Source organism: Samsonia erythrinae (assembly GCF_004342665.1).
GTDB classification, from domain to species: Bacteria; Pseudomonadota; Gammaproteobacteria; order Enterobacterales; family Enterobacteriaceae; genus Samsonia; species Samsonia erythrinae.
In genome coordinates, this window is sequence record NZ_SMBY01000004.1 from 30,029 (window position 1) to 54,184 (window position 24,156).

Genomic DNA, 24,156 nt, shown 5'->3' on the forward strand with positions numbered 1-24,156 from the left:
TAAAATTAAGCTGTTAATAGCGTTGGATAAATTAACTCCACGTCATAAACAATTCTATTTTCCCCGTTAACGTGAAAATCCCCGTGAATATATCCCCCTGATGTCAGATACGGCGGAATATCGTTTAGTTTGTTGCGACAGGCGGCAACGAAAGTCAATAAAGCCAGCGGATAGCTATCATCCAGACGCACATAACGATGTTGTGCGGAGCGAACAAACAAGCCGCGGTGGAAATGCTGTTCGAACAGAACGCTCGCCAGCTGCGCGGCGTAATGTGCCCATGATTTTGATTGTTGATGATCCGCTAATTCAATGATGGCCAACAGCAGTACCGGACTGGCGATATGTTGAATATCTTTTTTAATCAGGCGCGTCAGCATGGTATTTATCAGGGCAGACAACTCTTCATCACCGCTCAGGCGATAAGCGCGAACCAGCGGCAATAAATAATCACCTTCTAATGCAAACGGTTTTAATTCCGTACCTGCTTTGCCGTAATAACCATCGCGCTTAAAACGATAGCCGGTCATATCCTGACCGTTATTCCACATGGGACGTAATGTGTTGCTGGTGACGTCATAGGCGTATTGATAATAATTTTTCAGCCCGGATATTACCCAATGCAATATTTCCGCATCAGGCTGAGTGCGCAGAATGTCCAGCATCGCCAGTGGATTATCGATCAGCAGCGGGCGCATGTCGCGAAACAGGACGTTGGCTTCGCGGGCGATGTCGCCAAACTCCGGACCAAACTGGCGCTGAGCACGATCGCCAAACCAGGATTGTGTCTGGTTGTCATCTTCTGGCACCGGCTGACGCTGCTGTGGTGAACTGAACTGGTAGACGGGCATCCCGGTTTCCGGGTTGCGAGCCAGAACATATTGACGATAAAGGTGCTTACCCCAAGCGGCGGCGTTAGGGTCACCGGTATATTCCGCATATTTGAAGGCGGCGTAGATCAAGTCCGTGCCGGCATTAACAAAGGTAAGCCCTTTCGTTAATGGCAGAACCGGCCACTGTGACGGATCAACGACGTCGCGGCGGGCATGCAGGAACACCGCGGGATCGCGTTTTTTGTTGTAATCGCCATGACGCCCCAGATCCAGTGAGTGCCAGTCTTCGACGTGGGCATGCCAAAAACCCTGCAAAAAATTCAGCGTTTTTTCCGCATCAACGCGATTCAGAAGGGCGTAATAGGGCAGGTGGTGCTTGAGTTCATGCACCTGAGATTTGGATTCCGGCCCTTCGGCGTTCAGCGTATCGAGATTAATAAAACGGTGGCCGCCCCAATAAAACAGGCCGCTATGCTCATCCACAAAATGGGCCAGAAAATATTGGCTTTGTGCGATGGCCTGCTGCTGGTAAGTGTCATTACCCGTCACTGCGCTCATGGCGCACAACGTTCTTAACCAGTTTTGCTGGCTGGCGAAATTGGAAATTGGCGCATTGCGCCCATCCGGGAACCGCCATACCACTGGCGCATAGGTTGTTACATCAAAGCCGTCAGCCAGTAATGGCGTTGGATTTCGCTGACTGCGGCCTTTCTCCTGCACGCAGGTGATATGGCTATCCAGTGCGGCAATCCATTCGTCAAGCTGTGACTTCATGCTGGTGTGTAAGTTTATAAAAATACTCATGGAGTACCTTCTTTTTTAGAACTGTGTGACAGTTCCTTATAAATAGAAACACTGTTTTGATTGATTATATTGTGCGATTGACCATGCCGTCATGTACGCAATATCGAAAGTGTGATCAAAGTAGGAACGTTGTTTTGTTTTTTTTAGGAAATGATTTTGGTGAGGCGAGGGAATATAGGAGATAAAATAATAAACTGAAAAGTAAATAAAAAGCACAACCGTAATTGTGCTTTTTGTCGCAGATTGGCGATACAGCGCTAAGAAAAATTGCGCTTAGCGCGCCAGCCAGCCGCCGTCGACGGCGATGGTATAGCCGTTGATGTAATCAGACGCGCTGGAGGCCAGAAAGACTGCCGGTCCCATCAGGTCCTGCGGTAAGCCCCAGCGGCCTGCCGGGATACGATCCAGGATTTCTTTGCTGCGTTCTTCATCGGCGCGTAACTGCTGGGTATTGTTTGTTGCCATGTAGCCCGGAGCAATGGCGTTGACGTTAATGCCATGTTTCGCCCACTCGTTCGCCAGCAAACGGGTTACCCCCATTACAGCGCTTTTGGATGCGGTGTAAGAAGGCACGCGGATCCCACCCTGGAAGGAGAGCATCGACGCGATGTTGATGATCTTGCCGCCTTTACCTTGCTTGATGAACTGGCGAGCCACGGTCTGAGACATGAAGAAAACGCTCTTGATGTTCAGGTTCATGACGTCATCCCAGTTTTTCTCGCTGAAGTCGATCGCATCTTCACGACGAATGATCCCGGCATTGTTGACCAGGATGTCGACGTGACCAAATTCAGCAACGGCTTTTTCTACCAGCGCGGCATGGCCGGCAATATTGCTCATGTCGGCAGTCAGGCTAAGGAAGCGGCGTCCTAATGCGGTGACTTTTTCAATGGTTTCTTTTGGTTCAACGATGTTGACCCCAACGATATCACAACCCGCCTGCGCCAAACCGATAGCCATACCTTGACCCAGGCCCGTATCACAACCTGTGATAAGCGCGACTTTACCTTGCAAATTAAAAGAATTTAAAATCATAGCCATAATCTCTCTGTAAGCGACAATATTCGTCGTTAGCTGTTATTGTAGGGAACACGGGTAATTCCGATGGAAAGCGATTAACGCAACTCGCTAACCTTGACGTGATCCATGTCACCGAAAATTTGATTCTCGCCAACCATGCCCCAAATGAAGGTGTAGCGTTTGGTGCCAACACCGGAATGAATTGACCAGCTCGGTGAAATCACCACCTGCTCGTTTTTAACTACGATGTGACGGGTTTCCTGCGGTTGTCCCATCATGTGGAAAACCGCCGTTTCATCATCCATGTCGAAATAGAAATACACTTCCATCCGGCGCTCATGCGTATGGCAAGGCATGGTGTTCCACAGACTGCCTTCGGCCAGCTTGGTTAATCCCATCGTAAGCTGACAGGTGGGCAAGACATCGGGAACGATGTATTTATTAATGGTGCGGCGATTACAGGTGGCATCTTCGCCCACGGTTTGTGGTGAAGCGTCTGCCTGAGTGATCCTGCGGGTCGGGTACGTGGTATGCGCCGGCGCGCTGTTATAGTAGAACTTCGCCGGATGGGCGGCGTCAACGCTGGTGAATTGCACATCCTTGGCGCCCATGCCGACATAAATCGCTTCTTCATTCCCCACGTCATAGCGCTTACCATCGACGGTCACCACGCCCGGGCCGCCGATATTAATGGCGCCCAACTCGCGGCGCTCAAGGAAGTAGCTGACGCCCAGCTGCTTGCCCACTTCGCTGCCAATCGCGACGGCGCTGTGTACGGGCATAATACCGCCGATGATGATGCGATCGATGTGGCTGTACGTCATCGTGTAGGTATCGGCAGAAAAAATTTGTTCGATTAGGAATTCGCGGCGCAGGGCTGCGGTATCCAACTGCTTTGCATGATCGCTGTGAATGCTTTGACGAACTTGCATGTCTTAGCCTCTCTCTCTCTCTGAGAAAACAAAAAAAACAGGAGTGAGTTCCGGTACCGGAGCCATTCCTGATGAAAGTACCGGGCGAAACAGGCAATGTCGCGTGGCAGTGACAACGTCACCTATTCCTCATCATGCCCGGTTCTTTCTTGTTATTCGGGATGATAGTTTGGATGGGATGCGAATTCAATAAAAATGAAATAATGTTTTATTTATTTCTTGAGGGCCGTCATGGTTTTGCTTATTTTAAGTTTCATCCGTGACTGATGTGGCTAGAATGTCGTAATCCATACGCATATACGCATTGTTGTGCACCATGTGTCTACGCAATAAAAGGTATGAATCATAAAAGTGTTAAAGGAGAGGATGATGAGAAGGTACTTTATTGATGATGAGACGCCGTGGGAAGAGCTGGGGGGCGGCATAAAGCGCAAGATCATGACCTGGAGCGATGATCTGATGATGGTTTATGTGCACTTTGATAAAGGTGCGATTGGCACGCCGCACAAGCATGATATTCATGACCAGATTGCCTATGTCGCTGCGGGCAGCTTTGAGGTGGTCATTGAAGGTGAAAAACGGATTCTGAAAACGGGCGATGCTTATCTGGCGGTGAAAAATGAGATGCATGGCGTGGTTTCACTGGAAGACGGCAGCGTTCTGATCGACACCTTCTCGCCCAAACGGGCTGATTTTCTGTAATTTCACCAACATGGTCGGTCATAGGCCGGCCATGTTTCCTGATAGCCTACGCTTTCGCTATACCAGATGTTCTCGCGTCAGCTGACTCAGTGAATCCAGTTTGTGATCGGCCAGCGCCCAGCGGGCATCTGCGCGAAATTCCGCTTGTGGGATCACGATAGAGCGCATGCGAGCGGCCTTGGTTGCTATCATGCCGTTTACCGAATCTTCCAGCGTAATACACTGCAAGGGGGAAACCGCCAGCCCGTTTGCGGCATTCAGATAGACTTCCGGATGCGGTTTACTGTAGGGCAGCGCTTCGGCTGACATTAAGACATCAAAATAGTGGGTCAGATTAAACATTCGCAACACTTCCTGCTGCATGTGGAGCGGTGAGGCAGAGGCCAACCCAATTTTAAGGTTTTGCTCGCGGCACAGCTGTAGCGCATGTTCCACACCCGGCAAAAGAGGACGTCGTTCGGCAACCAATGCGATCGCGCGCTCGATAATACGGCGCACGACCTCATCCTTACTCGGCGTGGTCCAGGGGGAACGCTGATACCAGAGGTCGACAACCATATCGATGCGCAGCCCCAACGTGTCTTTCATTGACTCCCGTAGCGAGATATCGACGCCGAGCGAGGCAATGACCTCCAATTCGGCGCTGTCCCACAGTGGTTCTGAATCAATCAGCAATCCATCCATATCGAAAATCGCTGCGCGTAAAGTAGAAGAATCAAAGGACATAGCATGGGCTCCATCACCAAAAAAACAGGAAACTTCGATGGTAAACTATAGGTTAAATAAGTCGAGCCGCAGGACAAAGATCCGCTTTTTCACAACGTGAAAGGGTGGCTCGTCAGGGAAGGGCGGCAAATGGGGATCGTACAGCCAATGTGAATGCGGACTGAAAGATGACGTGGAGAAAAGGGATTGCGGCTTATCAGCCCATGCGGACGATAAAAAGTTGACTGCGCGCAAACTTGCAGTAGGCTACCCTTCGTAAAACGATACATTACCGATGTTGCGTCGCTAAGAAGGGGTTCTCATGACGTATCAACAGGCTGGCCGTATTGCCGTGGTTAAACGTATTGGCGGATGGATCCTTTTTATTCCGGCACTGCTTTCCACCTTTGTTTCGCTAGCTAATTATCTCTACACCTATATTGAGAAAAAACAAGGTATTGATGCTGTTCTTCTGGATTTTCTGCACCTGATGGTCGACATGGTCCGGTTTAATACGCCTTTCCTGAACCTTTTCTGGTACAACTCGCCCGTGCCGGATTTTACTCGCCTTTCCAGTGCGGCGACGCTGATGTTCTGGCTAATCTACATCCTGATTTTTGTCGGTCTGGCCTTGCAAGTCTCCGGCGCGCGCATGTCTCGTCAGGCAAAAGCCATTCGGGAAGGCATTGAAGATCAGATGATTCTGGAAAAAATGAAGGGAAGCGAAGGGAAAACGCGTGAAACGCTGGAGTCACGTGTGGTGGTTCCCGGACACTCGATTTTTAAGCAATTCTTTCCGCTCTATATTCTGCCGGTGATTATCGCAGGCGTTGGCTACCTGATACTGCGCTTATTCGGGCTGCTGGTCTGAACAGACGATCTGGCGCAGCGCACTGCGCCAGGTTCTGGCGTCTCTTCTTCGTCATCAGGTTAACAGCTGTTGTTCAATTAACTGTTGCGCGTTCACGACGTGCTTGCCGCCAAACAGGTTGGCGCGGTTAAGCAGATAGTAAATCTGATAAATGGGTTGACGCTCAATAAACCCTTTATCCAGCGGCCACACGCTCTGGTAGCCGTCATAAATCTGCGCAGGCAGCGTCGGATAGCGCGGCAGCATCGCTAAATCGCACTCTCTGTCTCCCCAATAGCAGGCCGGATCGAACAGATACGCGCCATCCTGACTCCCCGCACAATTATCGGGCCACAGATCGCCGTGCAAGAGTGAGGGCTGGGGTTGATGGCCGGCGAGACGTTCCTCTACGCGTGCGATTAACGTTTCTATATGACCAAAGTGCATCCCTTTCTCTGCCGCCAACTGCAACTGCCAGCCAATACGCTGTTCGGCGAAAAAGGTGGCCCAGCGCCGTTGCCAGCTGTTGGGCTGCGGGGTCGTTGAGAGGTCGTTATCGAAATCCAGCCCAAATTGCGGCTGATCGCTCCACTGGTGCAAGTGGGCTAACTGTTCGCCCAGACGCCAGGCACTATGCGCATCCAACGGTTTGACGGGAAGATATTGCAGCAGCAGAAAACTGTAATCGCGTGAGCTGCCAACACCGTAGACTTCAGGTACGCGCACCGTATTACTGCGCGCCAACAAGTGCAGTTGGTCGGCTTCTGCGGTGAATTTCGTCAGCATTTCGCGGTTATCGCATTTGACGAACACGTCATGTTCGCCATAGCGTACATACCAGGCCGGATGGATTTCGCCGCCGGGTAATTCACGATGCTCATGAATATCCGCAGCACCGTGATGCTCTTCTAAAAGTCGGCTGATAGCTTGCCACATGAGGTCATCCTCCCGTAGATGTTGCCCGATACCTTGCTGATCGTAGGGGTGATACGCTTACGGTAACCCATTGAGCGCAATAAAAATGGAATCTAACGCACAGTGATAACCGATAGGTGGAGATTGCGGAAACAAATATAGCCGGAATTAAACATAACGCGGTTAGGATGAGGACGAATGCTGTGGTACAGCGATGACGTAACCGAAACGGTTACGTCACGGGGCAAGCGTTACGGGGCGTTGACGGCGAGCGGTGAGGCTGGCTGACGTCGCTGTTTGTACTGGTGGTAAATCAGTGTCAGCGTAAAGAACAGGGCCTGAATGATGACGATGCAAGGACCGGTCGCGCCGTCAATGTGGAAGCTCATCATGGTGCCGGCAAGACAGGAAATCACGGAAACCAGCGTGGCGACGATCAACATGCGATCGAAGCGTTTGCAGAGCATGAAGGCGATAATCCCCGGCGCAATCAGCATGGCGATCACCAAAATCACCCCGACGGCCTGGAGTGACGCGACGATGGTCATCGCCAGCAGGCACAGCAAGCCGTAATGCAGCATCCTGACGGGCAGGCCGATAACGCGAGCATGGCTGGGGTCGAAACAGTACAGCATGAAGTCTCGTCGTTTAAGCAGGATCACGGCCAGCGTCACTCCGGCAATCAGCAGGATTTGCGTCAACTCTGGCCCGGTGATGCCCAACACGTTACCAAACAGAATGTGGTTCAGGTGCTGATCGGTGTCGATACGAGCAAACATCACCAGTCCCAGCGCGAACATACCGGAAAAAATGATCCCCATGACCGTGTCTTCTTTGACTCTGCTGTTATCTTTTACGTATCCCGTGACGACAGCGCAAACGAGACCGGAAAAGAAAGCGCCGATAACCAGCGGGATCCCCAGCAAGAACGCGACAACGATGCCGGGCAATACCGCGTGAGAAATGGCGTCGCCCATCAGTGACCACCCCTTGAGCACCAGATAACATGACAGCACCGCGCAGACGGTGCCAGTGACAATCGCGGCGAGCAGCGCGCGCTGCATGAACGGGTAGGATAACGGCTCGATAAGCCAGTCAATCAGCATCATAAGGCGTCTCCTGATTGATCGCGTCGCCGCAGACGACGCGATGCCAGCAGTCCGTGTTTGGGGGCAAAAACAAACGCCAGCAGGAAGATAACGGTTTGCAACGTGACGATAACGCCGCCGGTTGCGCCATCGAGGAAGAAACTGAGATACGCGCCTACCGCGCTGGTGACGGCGCCCAGTGCGATGGAGATCACCACCAGACGACCAAACCGATCGGTGAGCAGGTAAGCCGTCGCGCCCGGCGTAATCACCATCGCGATCACCAGAATGGCGCCTACGGTTTGCAGCGCGGCGACGGTACAGGCGCTGAGTAGTGTAAAGAACAGAATTTTCAGCTTCAGGGGCGAAAGGCCAATCGAACGGGCATGGTTTTCATCGAAAAAAACGGCCAGCAGATCTTTCCACAGCAGGCAGAGGATCACGAACGTCACGCCGGTAATGATTTGAACTTGCAGAATATCTTCGTCGGCAATCCCCAAAATATTGCCGAAAATAATGGATTGTACGTTGATGGACGTCGGATTGAGCGAAATAATCAGCAGGCCAACGGCAAAAAAGCTTGAGAAAATAAAGCCGATAATCGCATCTTCGCGCAATCGGGTGAGATGGCGGATGATGGTCATCGCCAGTGCGGCAAGCATACCGGTAAAAAATGCGCCGGCGGCGTAGGGCAGGCCCAGGGCATAAGCGCCCGCGACGCCAGGTACAACGGAGTGCGAGAGCGCATCGCCCATCAGCGACCAGCCTTTCAGCATAAGATAGGCCGAAAGAAAGGCGCAGACGCCGCCGACCATCGCGCTGACCCAGATCGCCTTGAACATGTAGTTATAGCTGAATGGCTGCAATAAAATATCGATCATCAGGGCTTTTTCTCCCCTGAGATGGTGCGTGAGGCTGGGGGATCGCTCTTGGTCGAGCCATAGAACACCGCCGGACGCTCATCGTCTGTCAGGACCGTTACCGAGCGCACATCGTCGTCATCGTGAAGGTGAGCGCCGCCGAGGTTGATGTGGCGCAGCACGCCGCCGAAGGTTTTTTCCAGATTACTTTGGGTAAAGGTACTGTCCGTCGGCCCAGCGGCTAAAACGGTGCGATTGACCAAAATGACGTTATCGCAAAACTCCGGGACGCTGCCAAGGTTGTGCGTGGCGACCAGAATCAGGTGCCCTTCATCGCGCAAGGTACGCAGCAAATCGATAATGGCATTTTCCGTTTTTACGTCCACGCCGGTGAATGGCTCATCCAAGAGCAGAACGCTGCCTTGTTGAGCCAGTGCGCGAGCCAGAAATACGCGCTTTTTCTGACCGCCGGACAACTCGCCAATCTGACGATGTTGCAACGCTGAAAGCCCGACGCGCTCCAGCGATTCGGCCACAATCGCGCGATCCTGCTGACTGGGGATACGCAGGAAATTCATTTTTCCGTAGCGGCCCATCATCACGACATCGGACACCAGTACCGGAAAGTTCCAGTCGACGTCCTCTGTTTGCGGCACATAGGCGACCAGATTTTGCTTCAGTGCCAGATAGAGGGGTTTTTGGTTGAGCAGCACCTGTCCTGATGTCGGTTTGACTAATCCCATAATACTTTTGAACAGCGTGGATTTCCCGCTGCCATTAACGCCAACCAGCGCGCAAATCGTACCGCCAGTGAGGGCGAAAGAGGCATGGCGAATGGCCTGATGCCCATTGCTGTAAGTAACCGAAACATCATTAACTTCTAATGACTGTACTGCTCGATCGCGACTCATTGATTAAATCCTTTAGCGATGGTTTCCACCGTCACGTTTAACAGGTCGATATAGGTTGGCACCGGGCCTTTTTCTGTAGACAGCGAATCAACATACAGCACGCCGCCGTATTGCGCCCCGGTTTCTTTGCTCACCTGTCTGGCGGGTTTATCGGAAACGGTACTCTCACTGAACACGACAGGGATCGCTTTTTCACGCACGGTATCGATAACCCGGCGAACCTGCTGTGGTGAACCTTGTTCATCGGCGTTAATCGGCCAGAGATAGACTTCATTAAACCGGTAATCTTTCGCCAGATAGCTGAATGCGCCTTCACTGGTGACTAACCAGCGCTGCGCTTCCGGGATACGGGAGAGACGTTCGCGCAGCGGGGCGTCAAGCGCCTTAATCTTTTCGGCGTAGGCTTTCGCATTCCGATTATATGTTTCCGCATTGGCCGGATCCGCTTCTACCAGGCCTTTTCGAATATTATCAATATAGATCAATGCGTTCGATGGGGACATCCAGGCATGCGGATTAGGGTTGCCGTTATAGGCGCCTTCGCGGATTGGGAGCGGGACGATCCCTTCCGTCACCACGACCGCGGGGACATTTTTGACGTTCTCGAAAAAGCGGGTAAACCAGCGTTCGAGATTCATACCGTTCCACAAGACCAACTGAGCAGACTGCGCTTTCACAATATCGCGTGGCGTTGGCTGATAATCATGTATCTCTGCGCCGGGTTTGGTGATGGATTCAACCGTTGCGGCATCGCCGGCAATGTTTTGTGCAATATCCTGGATGATTGTAAAGGTGGTTACGACCTTGAGTTTTTCCGCCGCCAGCGCAGACGTGCCAACGCACAGAAACAGCGTGCAGGGGAGTACGATCCGGCGGAACAGGGTAGGTAAATGCGCGTGAAAAGCAATCATGAGGCTATCCTTACAAACCGTGAAAGTGTTTTTTGAGAATAATTATCAATATCATTTGAGTCAAGGGGCAAAGAAGAGCGGAGAATCAATATGAAGGCGAATCTGGCGGCACGATAAAACGTAGTTAGCAGGCCGTCGTGACGGGCTTGCACCAGTAAGGAACGCATCATGCTCCTTTAGTAACAGATATATTTCTTTAATTTAATGAATCGTACTTAACGTTGCAACGAAAGTCTAACGATAACCCGGTCTGACACGTTAAGCCTCCATCTTTAATAGCGACACAGGGACATTCAGGTCAGAGAAAGGAAAATGGCCTCAACGCTTAAATAATTCTGCTGACTGCCGATAACCTATGAGCAATGTGTGTGATTTGTTTATTTTTTATACTAAAAGGATTGCGGATAAATATGAGCATGAAATCTGAGCGACGCTGGAAGCTGGCGAGTATATTTTTATTGGTTCTTCTGATAATTCTATTAGTTTTGCTGGTTCAAACCAGTTAATTTCCCCCCCCGCGGAGAAAGCGTCGAGCTTAGATAATTTTTATTATGGCATGTCGCTATATGAAAATTGCAGAAAGCATCAATCTGATAATTGATTTCAAATATTGATATAAGCGTGCCCAACCGCGGCACGCTTTACGCAAATGCCCAGCGTGTTTAATCGTAGAACGTCAATTCTCTGCCCGTTGTACGAGTAGGCCTTCGGGGCGATTTACCGGCGGACTGGGCAGGAAGCGCGTTTACCTTGCCGTACACGGTGTCTTCCATCTATCCCGCTATCCGACGGTGTCGTTGCACACGATTGAACCCGTGGCGACGCGAATCTGTGCGGCATGTCCATGACTGATAAAAAATGCCTTGCGATCGGTTACAGAGTGTGTAATAACCCTTTTGGGTAAAACGAGGTACAGTTCTGTATATGAGTGGCATTTTCAGTAAAGAAGTCTTAGGTACAACCTTTATCGTTGCATACTGCTTCTCTGCCGATCCTTATCTTAGTGCCTCACGCAGTAACGACTTTGGTTTGTCTGTATAACGCCCGTTGGGCGGTTTAAACAATTAAAGGAAATATTGAAATGGCAAAGATTAAAGGTCAGGTTAAGTGGTTCAACGAGTCTAAAGGCTTTGGTTTCATCACACCTGCTGATGGCAGCAAAGATGTATTCGTACACTTCTCTGCAATTCAAGGTAACGGTTTCAAAACGCTGGCTGAAGGCCAGAATGTAGAATTCGAAATTCAAGATGGTCAGAAAGGCCCATCCGCAGTAAACGTCACCGCGCTGTAATATTTACAGTCTCGCTGTAGAACCCGCCATGGTGCGGGTTTTTTGTTGTCTGTGATTTCAATATATATCGTTTATCTGCACACATAATGCAACGAAGCGGTTTTAAAGGGGAACAGGGACCGATGAGTTATCAGTGTCCGCTATGCCAGTCGCCTCTGGTACAAGACGCGCGGCAATGGACGTGTGGTAAACACAGCTTTGACTGTGCAAAAGAAGGGTATGTCAACTTATTGCCGGTACAGTTTAAGCGTTCGAAGCAGCCCGGCGATAACGCTGAAATGATGCAGGCCCGACGACAGTTTCTGGATGCGGGCCATTATCAGCCGCTACGCGATGCGGTTGCCCGGCATGTTGATAGCATTGTCGCCGAAGACGCATCGGCGCTGCTGGATATCGGGTGCGGTGAAGGGTATTACACCGCGGAACTGGCTCGTCGTCTTACATTAAGCAGGACAATGACAATCTATGGGCTGGATGTTTCCAAAGCGGCGATTCAGCGTGCGGCGAAGCGTCATGACAAGGTGGAGTTTTGCGTCGCATCCAGCCAGAGACTGCCTTTCAGCGACCATTCTCTTGATGCGGTCGTAAAAATTTATGCGCCCTGTAACGATGCAGAGCTACAGCGCACGATTAAGACGGGCGGTTGGGTGATTACGGTCTCTCCCGGGCCGCGGCACCTGTATCAGTTGAAGGCGGAAGTTTACGATCATGTGCGCTTACATCCGAGTAAGAATGAAGTGCTCGCGGGGTTTAAGCTCGTCGATCAGCAGACGCTTGCTTATCCTATGCTGTTAACCGGGCCAGAAGGGGCGGCGCTATTACAAATGACGCCATTCGCCTGGCGCGCAACGCCGCAAGTCAGCGAGCGGCTACGAAATACCGCGCAATTTAGCTGTGAAACGGATTTTATTATTCGGTTGCATCAACGTAGCGATACTGACGTCGCTTCCAATGGTGCCGTTTGATGGGTAAGACGGGGAGAGGAAAAGCAGGCAGCGCGCTAGACGGGCTGCCCGTTTTATCAGCCGGCGTAGCCGAGATGCTCGTAGAGAATATTACAGCCGATCCCAATCAGAACCAGCCCGCCAATAATTTCTGCTTTTTTACCGAGAAGAGGGCCGATATAGCGGCCAATCATCATACCTAATGTCACCATAATCATGGTGGCGCAGCCAATCACCATTGCGGTATGGAAAATATTAACCTGGAGAAAAGCCAGACCGACGCCAATCGCCATCGCGTCCAGACTGGTGGCAACCGCGGTACAGATGAGCAGCGCCAGACTATGATGTTTAACTTTTTCGCAGCGGCAGTCTGAAGAGCCCTTTATCCCATCAGCGATCATGCGACCACCGAGGATCAATAACAGCGTAAACGCGACCCAATGATCCCATTCAAGAATGTATTGGCTGGCAAAAAAGCCCAGCGCCCAACCAATGAGCGGCGTGATGGCTTCGATCGTGCCAAAGATAAGACCGGTACGAATGGCATCGCGGAAACGGGGGTTATGCAAGACGGCACCTTTACCGATCGACGCGGCGAAGGCATCCATTGACATACCGAATGCGAGGATAAGTGTTGCAGACATGTTCATTGTAAATAGCCTCGGCTGGACGTTTAACCATCTACACGCGGATCATCCCCAACCTAAATGATGGTGCCGCGTGTCTATGGTCTCGCCTGCCGGTTATTCCTGGCCGTCCGCACCACGTTTTGAACGCCCATAATATAGCGGTCAAACGAGTATGTTGATACGAACATTTCTGAGCATTAATCACTCAGAAATTGGCTACTCCCCAATGACGGCGCAACCTTACCATATTATTTATGCAGCAAACAACAATAAAAATTCTGCGTGTTAATAATGCAATTGATAATTATTTTCATTTGGTAATTAAAACGCAGCGAGGTATGTAAAATAACAACGGTGTTATTAAGGATAAAATACCCGCCCGATATTGGGGGAATCGTTGCAGATAATTTTAATTACCATGAAAATGGATTTATCTCATTGATTTTCAATCATAAAATGATATATTTTTTCTAAATCGTCAAGCTGCTCGACCTGAATGAGTAATTGACGTTTTTCGAGACCGATAACGAATACACCATCCTCAGATAAATTCATATTCTTAATTCTGGCATAAGGAATAAATATATTGGCATAAAAAAAACCTGTTGATTTAAATATCAACTTAGGTCGACGAATATAAGCAAGATAGAGTGCAATGAGCGCGAGAGAAAGTAAAAGATAGGTGGTTATCGCGGTGCCATTATTCATGATGTTCTGATAGATAAGAATACCCACCAGCGCGATAAAAATCAGCGTATCCAGCCGGTTCGTTCGCTTCAGCGGAACGCGGAGTTGCGTTTTCCCTTTTCGCCGATCCATCAGGAACTCGTCATAAATGGCATAAGCCAGCGCGACACTAATTAACACCACCAGGGCGAGATCCGTCATCGTCATCGATATTTCCCCTTTGCCTGTCAAACGTCAGTAAAGAAATAGCCGGGTGAATGGACACCCGGCTAAGGTACTCTACACCCCGAGCAACCCGATCCAGTAGCCAAAAATACCGATCGCGAAGAAGCCCATGATCAACCACAGCGCATTGACTTTACGCCGCAGCAGCCACATACAGCCGAACGTTAACAGCAGGGGAACCAACCCTGGCATCAACTGGTCGAGGATGGACTGAACGGTCGTCACCGTGGTTTCTCCGTTCTGGTTTGTTACCGTCGAGACAACCATCGGTATGTTGACGTGAGTCCACTTATTGACCAGCGCCCCCATGACGAACAAACCGAGAATAGACGCGGCTTCGGTCATTTTTTGCAAGAACCCGCCGCCCATGTCGCTGACGATGTCGATCCCTTTGCGGTAGCCATAAGCGACGCCGTAGTAGCGCACCAGCAGACGGACGAGGTTAAACAGGATAAAGAAAAGCACCGGCCCCAGCAGGCTGCCGCTCATCGCAATCCCGGCCCCCAGCGCGGCGAAAACCGGGCGAGCCGTTCCCCAGAAAATCGGGTCGCCGACCCCCGCCAACGGCCCCATCAGGCCGACTTTCAGACCGTTGATCGCCCCGTCGTCAATCGGCGCGCCGTTGGCCCGTTGCTCCTCCATCGCCATTGTCACGCCCAGTACCGGCGCGGCGACAAAAGGCTGTGTATTAAAAAACTCCAGATGGCGTTTAATCGCCTGTTTACGCTCTTCTGAATTTTCAGGGTAGAGACGACGAATCACCGGCACCATGGAAAAACAGAAACCCAGCGCCTGCATGCGTTCAAAGTTCCATGAGCCCTGAAACAGGTTAGAACGGATAAACACCGCGCGGATATCGCTGGCAGTGAGTTTTTTGACATTCGTATTTTCGACCATTTATCTCACTCCTGTTAATCCAATTCGTTATCAAGGTCGTTATTGCCGGATGCGACTGGCTGGCCTTGAACCTTGTTATATTTCGGGCTGAGCTGGATATACAGCACCGCCATGACAATACCGATGACGCCCAACGCCACCAGATTGAACTCTGTGAACGCCGCGGTGACGAAACCAAGGTAGAAAAACGGCATCAGATAGCCTGCGCGCATCATGTTGATGACCATTGCGTAACCCACCACAACAATCATCCCGCCGGCAATATTCAGGCCGTTGGTGACGACGTCTGGAATGGAGTTCAGCATGGCATGAACGGCGTCGGTGCCGACGGAGACTGCGACGATCACCGCGGGAATGGCAATACGCATTGCCTGTAATAGCAGGGCGGAGACGTGAAGCCAACTGATGGCGGTTAGATTGCCGCGCTCTGCCGCACTGTCTGCGGCGTGTTGGAACGCGACCGTGATCGTGCGAACGATAATGGTTAATACCTGCCCGGCTGCCGCCAGCGGAATGGCCAGCGCAATCCCGGCGCCGATCCCCTGACCACCGGCAATAACCAGAATGGTGGAAATAATGGAGGCCAGCGCCGCATCCGGCGCGACTGCCGCACCGATATTCATCCAGCCTAGCGCGATCATTTCCAATGTGCCGCCAATAATGATCCCGGTTTTTAAATCACCTAATACGGCACCAATCAGCGTACAGGCAACGAGTGGACGGTGAAACTGGAATTCATCCAGAATCGATCCCATCCCGGAAACACAGGCAACGAGAAATATCAGTACAATTTGAAGTGTGGTTATCTCCATCGTACTTCTCCTATAAAAAGGCGTCTGAGTATGAATAAATCGCTATCCCCGTGGTTTTTCAATGTCGATATAAATACACATTGTGAAAATGTCGGGTAGATAAAGCTATTATTGATAGTGACGTTAATATTGGGTGTATTCGCCCGGCGTTAGACATCAACGCGGCATTTTGTTAATTAAATCCATCATTTTTATTCGTGAATCGGTTGATACTTTCCGCACCTCCAGTTCAATACCGCGCTTGTCTAATTCACGGAAAGCCGCAATATCTTTCTCATCGATAGAGACGGCGTTATTTACCTGCGTTTTTCCCTGTCTGAATGCCATTCCGCCAATATTTACGGACGTAATATTTACGCCGTTTTCAACCAGTGTTAAGACATCTGTCGGGTTAGTGAATAACAGCATGACGCGGTCGGCGGCGTATTTGGGATTATTGTAAACGCGGACGGCTTTCTCGACGTCCACGACGTGGGCGGTTACGCCCGGTGGTGCAACCTGAGTCAGCAATGTTTTGCGCACGTTATCGGCGGCGACTTCATCACTGACGACGATAATGCGAGAGACATTGGTTTCTTTCGTCCAGCGCGTCGCGACTTGTCCGTGAATCAGACGGTCATCGATGCGCGCAAGGCCGATTTTCATGCGCGCGCCGGTATCAACCGGCGTGGGAGCCGCACTGACTTTGGGCGCGGGGGCTGGTGCGACGGGTTTAGCGCTTTCCTGATGTTTAAGCGCTCTTACGCCATCCCGACCGGCTTCCAAAGCGATAGAAACCAGCTCGGAAAAGGAGGGACTATCATCACGCGCCATAAAGGTTTCCGCCAGCATGGGGATATTAACGCCGGCGACAACGTCATAGTTTTCTTTATCCGTAACAAGGCGGCTCGCGGCGTTAAACGGGCTGCCGCCCCAGGTATCCACAAGAAACAACACGCCCTGTGATGTTTCCAACTGTGCGAGCTTCTCCTGATATTTCTCCATCAATGTTTCGGCGTTCTCTCCGGGAACGAAATCGATCCAGGCGACGTTGCTCTGCTCGCCAAGGATCATTTCCGCCGTCTTTAACAGCGGACCCGCAGTGGCGCCGTGAGTGCATAACATAATTGCAATACTCACTTGCTACCTCCTCACGTTCACGATCAAATCAGAATCAATGTGTCAGGAAACAGGGTTAGCGGTCGTGGGACTGAGCGTTAACCTTCACGGTATGATTCGTCGAGTTGCCAGAAAATGCTACCCTGCGTTCATGACATTCACGGTGTGACTCTACGTTGTCAGGCGAGACTCTTGTTGTCTGACAGATTTATTTTACTCAGCGAAAAAATAAATAGTGTGATGATGCTCTAATGCTGACTAGTTAAACGAAGCGCTGAAAAATGTAGGATAGGGAACCTTCGTGTGGATTATCCATGCGGCGCGGCATGAGAAAGTCTTTGTGAAAATCGGTAACAACCTGTTAAAGTAACCATCCCTTAAACTGCTTAGGAGCACTGGGCCTCAGCCCTTCCTATGGACTGTCACCGACAATTCTTTTCCTGTTTTCCCGCGCATGCTGGCGGTTTTCTGTACTCTTCGGTCCATTTGGACCACACTAAGAATCACTCTGATTCATATCAATTCTTTTTATTACCATTCAATACGGTTCACGTATTGATGTCATCTGCTCGTTCATTTTCTGGAGTCTGACATGGAATTTTTGCTGGATCCTTCAATCTGGGCAGGCCTATTGACGCTGGTGGTACTTGAGATTGTTCTGGGTATCGACAATTTGGTGTTTATTGCCATTCTGGCGGATAAATTGCCTCCCAAACAGCGAGATAAAGCCCGCATTATCGGTTTGAGCCTGGCGTTATTTATGCGTCTGGGATTGCTGTCCCTGATTTCCTGGATGGTGACGCTGACGCGTCCACTGTTTAGCGTTGGCGATTTCAGCTTTTCAGGTCGCGATCTGATTCTGCTGTTCGGCGGTGTGTTCCTCTTGTTCAAAGCCACCATGGAGCTACATGAACGGCTGGAGAATAAAACCCACGATGGCAACGGCAATCGCGCCCACGCCAGTTTCTGGGCCGTGGTTGCGCAGATTGTGGTGCTGGATGCCGTGTTCTCGCTGGACGCCGTGATAACCGCCGTGGGGATGGTAAACCATCTTGGCGTCATGATGACGGCCGTGATTATTGCGATGGGCGTGATGCTGTTAGCGTCTAAGCCGTTGACCAACTTCGTCAACGCGCATCCGACGGTGGTGGTGCTGTGTCTCAGCTTCCTGCTGATGATTGGCCTGAGCCTGATGGCGGAAGGTTTTGGTTTCCATATTCCGAAAGGTTATCTGTATGCGGCGATCGGCTTCTCTATCCTGATCGAACTGTTTAACCAGATTGCCCGCCATAACTTCCTGAAACACCAGTCGCGGCGTCCTTTGCGTGAACGTACCGCAGAGGCGATTCTGCGTCTGATGGGGGGGCGGAAAAACGCGGATGACGTTGATGTGGACGAGCCGCAGAACAAACTCACGCAAGAGGAGTTTGCCGAGGAAGAGCGCAATATGATTAGCGGCGTGCTCACATTAGCCTCGCGTTCGCTGCGTAGCGTGATGACGCCGCGGACTGAAATTTCCTGGGTTGATAGTGAAAGTTCGGTCGAGCAGATTCGTCTGCAACTGCTCGATACGCCGCATAGCCTGTTCCCGGTATGCCGCGGCGCGTTGGATGAATTGGTCGGCGTGGTGCGGGCTAAGGATCTGTTAGTGGCGTTAGAAACGCAGACGGATGTGGAAAGTTTTGCCGCGGCCAATCCGCCCATTGTGGTGCCGGAAACGCTGGATGTTATCAACCTGTTGCCTGTTCTACGTCGTGCAAAAGGCAGCCTGGTCATGATCGCTAACGAGTTTGGCGTGGTGCAAGGGTTGGTGACGCCGTTGGACGTGCTGGAAGCGATTGCCGGTGAGTTTCCGGATGAGGACGAAACGTTGGATATCGTTCCGGATGGGCAAGGCTGGCTGGTAAAAGGGGGAACCGATCTGCACGCGTTGCAACAGGTCGTCGATAGTTATGATCTGGTTGATCCGAAAGAGGAGTACGCTTCTCTGGCAGGGATGCTGCTGGCACACAGCGATGAGTTCCCGCAGGTCGGTGACATCATCGAACTGCACCATCTGCGTTTTGGCATCGTTGAGGTGTCCGACTACCGCATTGAGTTGGTGCGTGTTGAACGCATTGTGGATGAGGAAGACCCCGAAGAAGCGTAAGCGCTTAAAAACCAGAAGCCCCGCCATTTGGCGGGGCTTCTGATCGTTGACAAGCCGATTTATCGAATGAAAACGGGAGTCACGGAATAGAAGAGTAAAGCGTTTGCGCCAGGGATGGCGCAATCCGAGCTTACAGGGACGTACTTGCAGCGTCTTTATGATCTATTCGTGACTCCCGCTCTACGGACTTTGTCAGCAACCTCAGACCCCGCCATTTGGCGGGGCTTTCACTTCGTAATGCAGTCGCAGGAAGAAATTAATCAATCACACTGCACTTTAATCGCCAGCCCGCCGCGGGACGTTTCACGATATTTCGCGTTCATGTCTTTGCCCGTCTCGTACATGGTTTCAATCACCTTATCCAGCGATACGCGCGGTTCGCTGGTACGGCGTGTGGCCATGCGCGCGGCGTTAATCGCTTTGACGGAAGCGATCGCGTTACGTTCGATACACGGAACCTGAACCTGACCTGCAACCGGATCGCAGGTGAGGCCCAGATTATGTTCCATCCCGATCTCGGCGGCGACACAGACCTGTTCCGGGCTGGCGCCCATCAGTTCCGCCAGCCCGGCGGCCGCCATAGAGCAGGCGACGCCAACTTCTCCCTGACAACCGACTTCGGCGCCGGAAATAGAGGCGTTCATCTTGTATAAGATGCCGACGGCGCCTGCCGCGAGGAAATAGCGGATATAAATTGTCGGGCTGACGGGCTCAATAAAGTGATCGTAATAGGCGAGGACGGCCGGAACAATACCGCATGCGCCGTTTGTCGGTGCCGTAACCACGCGGCCACCCGCCGCGTTCTCTTCATTTACCGCCAGTGCGAACATGTTGACCCAGTCAACCACGTTCATCGGGTCGTTGGAGAGCTTATCGGAGGCCACCAGCATACGACGCAGCGCTGACGCCCGACGCGGGACGCGCAACGGGCCGGGAAGAACACCTTCGGTATTCATGCCGCGATCGATGCAGGCGCGCATCGTTTGCCAGACATCGACAAAGTAAGCGTCAATGTCCTGACGGCTGTGTAACGCCAGTTCGTTGCGCATCATCATCCCCGACAGCGACAAACCACTTTGTTTGCAGTGCTCCAGCATCTCTTTGGCTGAACGGAAGGGGTGAGGAACGGAAACGCTGGTGGTGGTCTCTTTACCAAAATTTTCGGCATCCACGATGAAACCACCGCCGATGGAATAGTAGGTTTTGCAATAAATTTCTTTATTGCCAGAAAAGGCCGTAATGGTCATGCCATTTTCATGCAGCGGCAGGTTTTCACTGCGGAACACCATCCCGCCTTCGCGTGGGAAATCCACTTCGTGCTGACCTTGTGCCAACAGCAGGCGTTCGCGCTGCTCGACATCGCGGATAAAACCGGGGATCCCATCGATATCGACGGTATCCGGCATATTGCCTGCCAGCCCCATGATGATGGCGATATCGGTGTGGTGGCCTTTACCGGTGAGGGACAGCGAGCCATAAACATCGACAGCGATACGCGTGGTCGTGGTGAGGATATCCTGACTGATCAATTCATCGACAAATTGCTTACCGGCTTTCATCGGTCCAACCGTATGAGAGCTGGAGGGGCCAATACCGATCTTAAACATGTCGAAAACGCTTATCACGCTAAACTCCTCAAAGACTCAGGCGCCTATCCGCGATTCTCAGGTTAGCGCCTTTATCACCTTCAACAGCCGGATAGCCGTGTGGCTGACTATCCGATGATGCGGTTTTTGCCGGGCATAACCTAAAATTGGGCGGATATCTACCCAAAAATTAGAATAAAACTCGTTAAATCGCGCTATTGTAGTGTGGAATATGTTGTATGGTTTTCTTTTTCGCATGAAATAAACTTATGCCAAAGCGCAATATAACTTATCTCAACGCGGGCGTAAGCGAGGGGATGTCGGGTTAGGGATACTCTTTCACCCATATAACGATTTCTTAGCCCCAAAAACGGGGTTCAGGGACGATTGGAAATCTGTAAGGCAAGCTGGTGGATGATGGCGGCGGTCAGTCCCCAGACAAACTGTTGCTGATACCAGGAGAGATAAACCCGGTGCCGTTGCTGATGCCGTTCTATGTCCAACGGGTAATAGCGCGTGAGGGCGAACGCTTCGTCGAGCGGCATTTCAAACAGATCGGCGACTTCGTCTTCATTGGGATGGAAGTGCGTCCCCGCATCAATAAGCCCGACGACCGGCGTGACCTGAAAACCGCTGACGCTGTCCTGCGGCGGTAAAACGCCAAGCACCTGGACGTTCTCCGGCGGGATGGCGACTTCCTCCTGCGCTTCACGCAGCGCGGTCGCGATGATTGAGGCATCTTCTTTATCTGCCGCGCCGCCGGGAAACGCCACCTGTCCGGCATGTTTTCGGAGGTCGGCGGCGCGACGGGTTAACAGCAATGTAGGGCTCGGGCGACAAATGATCGGCACTAGCACCGCCGCCCGCCGCGGCTGATAAACAGGGCGTAGCGATCGCGGAAGCTGTAGCTGAAAACGGGTGATAAAGTCGTTCAACATACCATCCGTTGGCGGTAAGGCTGTCTCACTCATTCACTCTGTACCTTGCGTGTCCGGGTGTGATCCAAAAGTGGGAGGATACGGCCCACTTTATCAAGGGATTCCTGATATTCGGCCTGTTCCTGACTGTCGGCGACGATGCCGCCACCTGCCCAACAGTAGATTTTGCCGCGTTCGGTTAATAGCGTTCTGATGGTGATATTGGTGTCCATGGTTCCGCACAGGCTGATGTAGCCGATGCTGCCGCAATAGGCATTGCGGCGCTGCGGCTCCAGTTCTTCAATAATTTGCATCGCACGGATTTTGGGGGCGCCGGTAATGGAGCCGCCGGGAAAGCAGGCGCGGAGCAGTACGGTTGCCGGTTGGCCAGCGGGCAGTTGCGCTTCGATGGTACTGACCAGATGGTGTACCGCCGGAAAGGGTTCGACGACAAACAGCGCCGGCACGTGAACGCTGCCCGGTACGGCGACGCGGCCAATATCGTTGCGCAGAAGATCGACGATCATCAGGTTTTCAGAACGATCTTTCGCGGAATTGGCGAGCCGCTCGGCTTGTTGCGCGTCGGCGTCAGGGTCGGCCAGTCGGGGCAATGTGCCTTTAATCGGGCGAGTCTGGATGCGGTGATTTTCCAACCATAAAAAGCGCTCCGGCGAGATGCTGATCACGGCATTTTCCGGCAGGCGCAGGAAAGCAGAAAAGGGCGCTTTATTCCCTGCGGACAGACACAAAAACGCCTGCCACTCATCGCCTTCATAGTCGGCGGAAAAGCGCTGCGCCAAATTGACCTGATAACAGTCTCCCGCCAGCAGGTAGTCCTGAATTTTACGGAATTTTTCGCCGTACTCATCACGGGACAGGTTGGCGCGCCAGGCGCTGGTCAATCTGAAATCCGCCTGTGGGGAGGAAACCGGCGGCGAAGCGAGCCAGTCGAGCCGAGCCTGAAGGGAATGATGTACGATCAGCGTTAATGTTTGCCGGTGATGATCGGCAATCAGCGCCCAGTCGTATAAGCCTACCGCCATATCCGGCAGGTCGATATCCTGCTTGGCCTGTACCGGCAGCGTTTCAATCTGTCGGCCCAAATCGTAGCCAAACAGACCGAGAGCGCCCCCCTGAAAAGGGAAGTCTGCGTGTGATTCGGCATTCAGCGCCAGGGCATCGAGCTGTTGTTGCTGCAGAGTGAACGGGTCGCCTTCTGCGATCGTTGTAATGCCATCACGCGTGATTTCCGTTTTGTTTCCGCGTGTACACAGGGTTACGCGCGGATCGCCTACCATGATATCGAAGCGATTGTGTGGATGGTCGGCAAACCCGGAATGCAGCAGCATCGCCCACGGCAGGGATGAAAAAGGGGCGAAACGGTCGAGGAGCACTTCCGGGTAATAAGGCAGCGCGTGATAAATCAGCGAAGATGCCGGCGCAGCGGCTGAATGGTTGATGATGTGAATCGTGTTGGCGGCAGTCATGTTTTTTGTACTGGTGTCTATGTCGCGTCGGCTTTACTGATGACAGCGTATCACAAAGCGGAAACACTGGAGTATACCGAAGCAGGCGTGCGATGATAGTGGCGAATTCATCAACCGGGAAACGATCATGATTGCAGGTATGCCCGCGCTGACGCACGAGCAGCAGCAAGATGCGGTAGAGCGCATTCAGGCGCTGATGTCTGAAGGAATGAGCAGCGGCCAGGCAATCGCACAGGTTGCGGCTGAAATTCGCGCCGGCCATAAAGGTGACAACGTCACGGTGATGTTTGACGAGGATGACGACATCCCCGCCGACCGCGACGACGGACGTCATGTTGAGGACGACGAGGCGCCGCAATAACCGTCGTCAGGCTCCCGCTGCGGGAAGGCGAACCTATACCGCGGCAATGGCTTTGATTTCGACTTTATATTTCGGGTGCATCAATTTCGCCTGTACCGTGCAGCGGACCGGCGCACTGCCTGCGACAACCCAGGCATCCCACGCGGCGTTCATAGCGGCAAAGTCACCGGCATCGGCGAGAAAAATCGTCACGTCCAAGAGTTTGCTCTTATCTGTCCCCGCCTGTCGCAGGATCGTATCCAACGCGTTCAGCGCGTTTTCCGTCTGCGCCTGCGCATCGTCATCCAGATTTTCCGGGACGCTGGTGTAGTAGAGCGTGTGATTGTGGATAACGGCATCCGACCAGCGTGCTTCGGGATGAATACGTTCGATCGCCATGAAATGTCTCCTGAACCAATGAAAGCGAATCGCCAAGCGTATCACAGCGCGAGTGGGCATGCTTTCCCGATTTAGGGTGGTAGCGTCGGGCGACTCTTGGCATAATCAGCGCGTTATTTTTGCCGCTGCCTGGAAGGGTCAGGGGCGGACTGATAAAGACCCCT

At 52.0% G+C, this 24,156-nt stretch carries 25 protein-coding genes; 7 read left to right on the plus strand and 18 right to left on the minus strand.

Going from position 1 to position 24,156, the window contains the following annotated elements; genetic code table 11:
- Positions 1 to 5 precede the first annotated feature (5 nt).
- From pelW to kduI, 3 genes are all read right to left on the minus strand, one after another.
- Complete coding sequence (gene pelW, locus EDC54_RS08620) at positions 6 to 1,637, minus strand: pectate disaccharide-lyase PelW (protein WP_132455212.1); 1,632 nt, start codon at positions 1,635 to 1,637, stop codon at positions 6 to 8.
- A 273-nt stretch (positions 1,638 to 1,910) separates the two neighbouring features.
- Positions 1,911 to 2,672 (minus strand): 2-dehydro-3-deoxy-D-gluconate 5-dehydrogenase KduD, encoded by a 762-nt coding sequence (kduD, locus tag EDC54_RS08625; protein WP_132455214.1) that lies wholly within the window; start codon positions 2,670 to 2,672, stop codon positions 1,911 to 1,913.
- 80 nt (positions 2,673 to 2,752) lie between these two features.
- Complete coding sequence (kduI, locus tag EDC54_RS08630; protein WP_132455216.1) at positions 2,753 to 3,589, minus strand: 5-dehydro-4-deoxy-D-glucuronate isomerase; 837 nt, start codon at positions 3,587 to 3,589, stop codon at positions 2,753 to 2,755.
- 369 nt (positions 3,590 to 3,958) lie between these two features.
- Between kduI and EDC54_RS08635 the strand changes: the two genes are divergently transcribed.
- Positions 3,959 to 4,291 carry a cupin domain-containing protein gene (locus EDC54_RS08635; protein ID WP_132455616.1) on the plus strand — a complete coding sequence of 111 codons (333 nt, stop codon included), beginning with the start codon at positions 3,959 to 3,961 and terminating at the stop codon, positions 4,289 to 4,291.
- A gap of 57 nt (positions 4,292 to 4,348) precedes the next feature.
- Here the strand turns inward: EDC54_RS08635 and hxpB are convergent, their stop codons facing one another.
- On the minus strand, positions 4,349 to 5,017 hold the full coding sequence (gene hxpB / locus EDC54_RS08640) for a hexitol phosphatase HxpB (RefSeq protein WP_132455218.1): 669 nt from the start codon (positions 5,015 to 5,017) through the stop codon (positions 4,349 to 4,351).
- Positions 5,018 to 5,318: 301 nt separating this feature from the next.
- Between hxpB and EDC54_RS08645 the strand changes: the two genes are divergently transcribed.
- Positions 5,319 to 5,867: a YniB family protein gene (locus EDC54_RS08645; protein WP_132455220.1), complete on the plus strand. Its 549-nt coding sequence runs from the start codon at positions 5,319 to 5,321 to the stop codon at positions 5,865 to 5,867.
- 54 nt (positions 5,868 to 5,921) lie between these two features.
- Here the strand turns inward: EDC54_RS08645 and EDC54_RS08650 are convergent, their stop codons facing one another.
- From EDC54_RS08650 to EDC54_RS08670, 5 genes are all read right to left on the minus strand, one after another.
- Positions 5,922 to 6,782, minus strand: a complete 861-nt coding sequence (locus EDC54_RS08650) for a fructosamine kinase family protein (RefSeq protein WP_132455222.1) — start codon at positions 6,780 to 6,782, stop codon at positions 5,922 to 5,924.
- Positions 6,783 to 7,012: 230 nt separating this feature from the next.
- Positions 7,013 to 7,870, minus strand: a complete 858-nt coding sequence (locus tag EDC54_RS08655; RefSeq protein ID WP_132455224.1) for a metal ABC transporter permease — start codon at positions 7,868 to 7,870, stop codon at positions 7,013 to 7,015.
- Positions 7,867 to 8,730, minus strand: a complete 864-nt coding sequence (locus tag EDC54_RS08660) for a metal ABC transporter permease (protein ID WP_132455226.1) — start codon at positions 8,728 to 8,730, stop codon at positions 7,867 to 7,869. The genes EDC54_RS08655 and EDC54_RS08660 overlap by 4 nt, the downstream gene beginning before the upstream one ends.
- Positions 8,730 to 9,620: a manganese/iron ABC transporter ATP-binding protein gene (locus EDC54_RS08665; RefSeq protein ID WP_132455228.1), complete on the minus strand. Its 891-nt coding sequence runs from the start codon at positions 9,618 to 9,620 to the stop codon at positions 8,730 to 8,732. The genes EDC54_RS08660 and EDC54_RS08665 overlap by 1 nt, the downstream gene beginning before the upstream one ends.
- Positions 9,617 to 10,531 carry a metal ABC transporter substrate-binding protein gene (locus tag EDC54_RS08670; protein ID WP_132455230.1) on the minus strand — a complete coding sequence of 305 codons (915 nt, stop codon included), beginning with the start codon at positions 10,529 to 10,531 and terminating at the stop codon, positions 9,617 to 9,619. The genes EDC54_RS08665 and EDC54_RS08670 overlap by 4 nt, the downstream gene beginning before the upstream one ends.
- Positions 10,532 to 11,455: 924 nt before the next feature.
- Between EDC54_RS08670 and EDC54_RS08675 the strand changes: the two genes are divergently transcribed.
- The 3 genes from EDC54_RS08675 (at position 11,456) to rlmA (ending at position 12,787) form a co-directional block, all read left to right on the plus strand.
- Positions 11,456 to 11,572 carry a DUF2627 domain-containing protein gene (locus EDC54_RS08675; protein WP_132455232.1) on the plus strand — a complete coding sequence of 39 codons (117 nt, stop codon included), beginning with the start codon at positions 11,456 to 11,458 and terminating at the stop codon, positions 11,570 to 11,572.
- A 40-nt stretch (positions 11,573 to 11,612) separates the two neighbouring features.
- Entirely contained in the window at positions 11,613 to 11,822 is a 210-nt protein-coding gene (gene cspE, locus EDC54_RS08680; RefSeq protein WP_005968829.1) for a transcription antiterminator/RNA stability regulator CspE, read from the plus strand.
- A gap of 122 nt (positions 11,823 to 11,944) precedes the next feature.
- Positions 11,945 to 12,787, plus strand: coding sequence for a 23S rRNA (guanine(745)-N(1))-methyltransferase (gene rlmA, locus EDC54_RS08685; protein WP_132455234.1), 843 nt, complete (start codon positions 11,945 to 11,947; stop codon positions 12,785 to 12,787).
- Between the two features lie 56 nt (positions 12,788 to 12,843).
- Here rlmA and mntP read toward each other — a convergent pair whose 3' ends face one another.
- The 5 genes from mntP to manX form a co-directional block, all read right to left on the minus strand.
- On the minus strand, positions 12,844 to 13,416 hold the full coding sequence (gene mntP, locus EDC54_RS08690; protein ID WP_132455236.1) for a manganese efflux pump MntP: 573 nt from the start codon (positions 13,414 to 13,416) through the stop codon (positions 12,844 to 12,846).
- Between the two features lie 414 nt (positions 13,417 to 13,830).
- A complete protein-coding gene (locus tag EDC54_RS08695; protein WP_132455238.1) occupies positions 13,831 to 14,289 on the minus strand; it encodes a DUF986 family protein in 459 nt (152 codons plus the stop codon).
- Positions 14,290 to 14,361: 72 nt separating this feature from the next.
- Complete coding sequence (locus tag EDC54_RS08700) at positions 14,362 to 15,204, minus strand: PTS mannose transporter subunit IID (protein ID WP_132455240.1); 843 nt, start codon at positions 15,202 to 15,204, stop codon at positions 14,362 to 14,364.
- A 14-nt stretch (positions 15,205 to 15,218) separates the two neighbouring features.
- On the minus strand, positions 15,219 to 16,016 hold the full coding sequence (locus EDC54_RS08705) for a PTS mannose/fructose/sorbose transporter subunit IIC (RefSeq protein ID WP_132455242.1): 798 nt from the start codon (positions 16,014 to 16,016) through the stop codon (positions 15,219 to 15,221).
- A 156-nt stretch (positions 16,017 to 16,172) separates the two neighbouring features.
- Positions 16,173 to 17,135, minus strand: a complete 963-nt coding sequence (manX, locus tag EDC54_RS08710; RefSeq protein ID WP_132455244.1) for a PTS mannose transporter subunit IIAB — start codon at positions 17,133 to 17,135, stop codon at positions 16,173 to 16,175.
- Between the two features lie 571 nt (positions 17,136 to 17,706).
- Between manX and EDC54_RS08715 the strand changes: the two genes are divergently transcribed.
- Positions 17,707 to 19,263 carry a TerC family protein gene (locus tag EDC54_RS08715; RefSeq protein ID WP_132455246.1) on the plus strand — a complete coding sequence of 519 codons (1,557 nt, stop codon included), beginning with the start codon at positions 17,707 to 17,709 and terminating at the stop codon, positions 19,261 to 19,263.
- Between the two features lie 260 nt (positions 19,264 to 19,523).
- Here EDC54_RS08715 and sdaA read toward each other — a convergent pair whose 3' ends face one another.
- The 3 genes from sdaA to pabB all read right to left on the minus strand — a co-directional run bounded on the left by sdaA (position 19,524) and on the right by pabB (position 23,253).
- Complete coding sequence (gene sdaA, locus EDC54_RS08720) at positions 19,524 to 20,888, minus strand: L-serine ammonia-lyase (protein ID WP_132455248.1); 1,365 nt, start codon at positions 20,886 to 20,888, stop codon at positions 19,524 to 19,526.
- Between the two features lie 338 nt (positions 20,889 to 21,226).
- Entirely contained in the window at positions 21,227 to 21,820 is a 594-nt protein-coding gene (locus tag EDC54_RS08725; protein WP_132455250.1) for a CoA pyrophosphatase, read from the minus strand.
- Complete coding sequence (gene pabB, locus EDC54_RS08730; RefSeq protein WP_132455252.1) at positions 21,817 to 23,253, minus strand: aminodeoxychorismate synthase component 1; 1,437 nt, start codon at positions 23,251 to 23,253, stop codon at positions 21,817 to 21,819. Before pabB ends, EDC54_RS08725 begins: the two co-directional genes overlap by 4 nt.
- Positions 23,254 to 23,380: 127 nt before the next feature.
- On the opposite strand from pabB, the gene EDC54_RS08735 reads away from it, so the two are divergent.
- Entirely contained in the window at positions 23,381 to 23,614 is a 234-nt protein-coding gene (locus EDC54_RS08735) for a YoaH family protein (protein WP_132455254.1), read from the plus strand.
- A 33-nt stretch (positions 23,615 to 23,647) separates the two neighbouring features.
- Here the strand turns inward: EDC54_RS08735 and EDC54_RS08740 are convergent, their stop codons facing one another.
- Positions 23,648 to 23,992 carry a RidA family protein gene (locus tag EDC54_RS08740; RefSeq protein ID WP_132455256.1) on the minus strand — a complete coding sequence of 115 codons (345 nt, stop codon included), beginning with the start codon at positions 23,990 to 23,992 and terminating at the stop codon, positions 23,648 to 23,650.
- Positions 23,993 to 24,156: the final 164 nt, after the last annotated feature.